This window comes from Streptomyces sp. NPDC004561 (assembly GCF_053602155.1).
The window spans coordinates 1-2,908 of sequence record NZ_JBSGDB010000742.1 but is presented as its reverse complement, the minus strand read 5'-3'; the positions used below and the strand labels follow the sequence as shown (position 1 = coordinate 2,908).

Here is a 2,908-nt window from a genome sequence, read left to right as displayed (position 1 = left end):
GTGAGCGCGCGGCGGCGGGTGATGTCGGGCATGCGGGTCCTTGGGTCAGGGGGTTCGGGTGGTGACGACGCATGCCTATCCGGGGGTCCGAGCGCAGAAGAAATCCCCCGTAACCGGTTGGCCGGGATCAGGACAATTGGCCACATGCCGTACAGGGTTGAACCAAAACGATCTTGCTGTGGCGGTGGGGTGATCGACCCCGGAACGGGGAATTCCTTGCCGGGCGGCGCGGCTTTCCGGTGATCCTTCTCGGCCGCCGTGCGCACGGGTGGCGCGGCTCACGGCGGCAAAGTGACGCGATCGGGGCGCCGTACGCCCTGCTACCCTCCGTTGTCGTTCGGCCACGTCGGGTGACTGTCAGGGGTATGTGCGTGAAGGTCGTCTGTGTCGGAGGCGGGCCCGCGGGCCTGTACCTCGCCATCCTGCTCAAGCTGCGCAACCCGTCCCACGACGTCACCGTCCACGAGCGCAACCCCGAGGGCTGCACCTACGGCTGGGGCGTCACGTACTGGCGCGGCCTCCTCGACCGGCTCCAGGCGTACGACGCCACCACGGCGCGGGCGATCGAGGAGGCCTCGGTGCGCTGGAGCGAAGGCGTCGCGCGGGTGGGGGAGCTGACGACACGTCACCGGGGCGACGAGGGCTTCGGCATCGGCCGCCACCGGCTGCTCGACCTGCTCGCCGACCGGGCCCGCACCCTCGGCGTGCGCCTGGAGTTCGAGAGCGAGATCACCGAACCGCCCGCCGACGCGGACCTCGTCGTGGCGGCCGACGGCGTGCACAGCGCCCTGCGCACCCGCCACGCCGGGCACTTCGGCACCGAGACCGGCGCCGGCCGCAACCCCTACGTCTGGCTCGGCACCACCAAGGTCTTCGACGCGTTCACCTTCGCCTTCACCGAGACCGGGCACGGCTGGATCTGGGCCTACGGCTACGGCTACAGCGGCGACCACAGCACCTGCGTCGTCGAGTGCTCCCCCGAGACCCTCACCGGCCTCGGCCTGGACCGCATGGACCAGGGCGAGGGCCTCACCCTGCTGGAGAAGCTCTTCGCCGGCGTCCTCGACGGCCACCCCCTGATCGCTCGCCCCGGGGCGACCTGGCAGACCTTCCGCACGCTCACCAACCGCGCCTGGCACCACGGCAACCTGGTCCTGCTCGGCGACGCGGCCCACACCACCCACTACTCCATCGGCGCCGGCACCACCCTCGCCCTGGAGGACGCCATGTGCCTGGCCGGCGCCCTGCGTGAGCACTCCCGCCTGCCCGAGGCGCTCGCCGCCTACCAGCGCCGGCGCCAGGCCGAACTGCTCTCCGCGCAGAGCGCGGCCCGCTACAGCGCCCGGTGGTACGAGAACCTGCCCCGCTACATCCACCTGCCTCCGCACCGCATGTTCGCCCTGCTCGGCCAGCGCCACTCGCCGCTGCTGCCCCACGTCCCGCCGCAGCTGTACTACGGCCTCGACAAGGCCGCCGGGCAACTGGAGGTGCTGCGCAGGTTCAAGCGATGGCTCGGCCCCCGCACGGCCCGGGCCCTGCAGCACGCCCGCTCCACGGGCGACCGGCGCTAGCCGCCCCTTCCCCCCACACGCAGCACGCCCGCTCCGGAGGAGTACCGCCCATGGCCGTACCCGTCACGTTCGACCATGCCTCGACCGGCTACAGCCCGCAGCGCGCCTACTGGCTGGCCCGCGTGGCCGAGCTGGCCTACAAGGACCGCGCCGCCATCGAGAGCCAGGCCGCCCAGTGGGGCTTCGACCAGGTGCGGCACCACGAGACCCGCTTCACCCCGCCCTTCCCGCTGGAGGACACCCAGGCCTGCACCATGGCGAGCGACCGGATGATCGTCACGGCGTTCCGCGGCACCGAGCCCGCCCGGATCAGGGACTGGCTCTCCGACTCCGACACCCCGCCGTGGCCCGGCCCCGGCGGCAACGGCTACGTCCACCACGGCTTCGCCGAGGCCCTGGAGTCGGTCTACCCGGCCGTCTCCGCCGCCCTCGCCGAGCTGCGCACCGACGGGCAGAGCGTCTACTTCACCGGGCACAGCCTCGGCGGCGCCCTCGCCATGCTGGCCGGTGCCCGGCTGTACCTGGAGGACCCGCACCTGGCAGCGGACGGCGTCTACACCTTCGGCCGGCCCCGCACCTGCGACCGGCTGCTCGCCGAGGCGTTCCACAAGGGGTTCGGCGGCCGCATGTACCGCTTCGTCAACAACAACGACATCGTCACCCAGTTGCCGCCCGAGCCCGCCTTCACCCATGTGCGGGCGCTGCGCTACATCGACTCCCAGGGCCGGCTGCACGAGAGCATGCCGATGCTCTCGGCCCTCGCCGACCGCGCGAGGGGGATGACCGCCGGCGCCTTCGCGCCCGCCTCCGACGGCATCCGCGACCACTTCATGGCCAACTACCTGACGGCCCTGGAGAAGAACCTGGCCTGAGCTGTCGCCAGGAGGCCCGAGCGGCGTTGGTGAATGACCATTCACTCGACAGGGTGAATGGTCATTCACCTCTCCGCCATGTCGTCCGCAGGAGCGCCGATGGGCCGCCCCGTCCCGACATCCCGGCCGCCGGCCGGCCCGCCCCGGCTGCGGGACCGGCTCACGATTCCCGTGCTGGCGTCGGGCGGAATCCTCATGGCGGTCATGCAGACCGTGGTCGTCCCCCTCCTGCCGGACCTGCCCCGGCTCACCGGCGCCTCGCCCGCCGCCGTCTCCTGGACGGTCACCGCCACCCTGCTCTCCGGTGCCGTGCTCACCCCGCTGCAGGGCGACCACGGCGACATCCTGCGCGCCAACTTCCGTGCCCAGGTGACCGAACGACTCGCCGCCCGGCTCACCGGCCCCGACCCCGGCCTGCGTGCCGAGCTGGCCGTCGCCGCCCTCGTCGGCCTCGGCGTGATGTAC

At 72.4% G+C, this 2,908-nt stretch carries 3 protein-coding genes; all 3 read left to right on the top strand.

Going from position 1 to position 2,908, the window contains the following annotated elements:
- Nucleotides 1-365: 365 nt before the first annotated feature.
- The gene (locus tag ACWEN3_RS44550) at nt 366-1,571 is read left to right on the top strand and encodes an FAD-dependent monooxygenase (protein ID WP_452983874.1); all 1,206 of its coding nucleotides are present in this window, start codon (nt 366-368) and stop codon (nt 1,569-1,571) included.
- A gap of 50 nt (nt 1,572-1,621) precedes the next feature.
- Nucleotides 1,622-2,443, top strand: a complete 822-nt coding sequence (locus tag ACWEN3_RS44545) for a lipase family protein (RefSeq protein ID WP_452983871.1) — start codon at nt 1,622-1,624, stop codon at nt 2,441-2,443.
- A 99-nt stretch (nt 2,444-2,542) separates the two neighbouring features.
- Nucleotides 2,543-2,908, top strand: a 366-nt coding sequence (locus ACWEN3_RS44540) for a TetR/AcrR family transcriptional regulator (protein ID WP_452983868.1), incomplete at its 3' end; no start/stop codon positions are given.

What these genes read in the sequence shown, in the direction of transcription:
- ACWEN3_RS44550 (WP_452983874.1), top strand. Translation starts at nt 366, where the DNA reads ATGTGCGTGAAGGTCGTCTGTGTCGGAGGCGGGCCCGCGGGCCTGTAC.
- ACWEN3_RS44545 (WP_452983871.1), top strand. Translation starts at nt 1,622, where the DNA reads ATGGCCGTACCCGTCACGTTCGACCATGCCTCGACCGGCTACAGCCCG.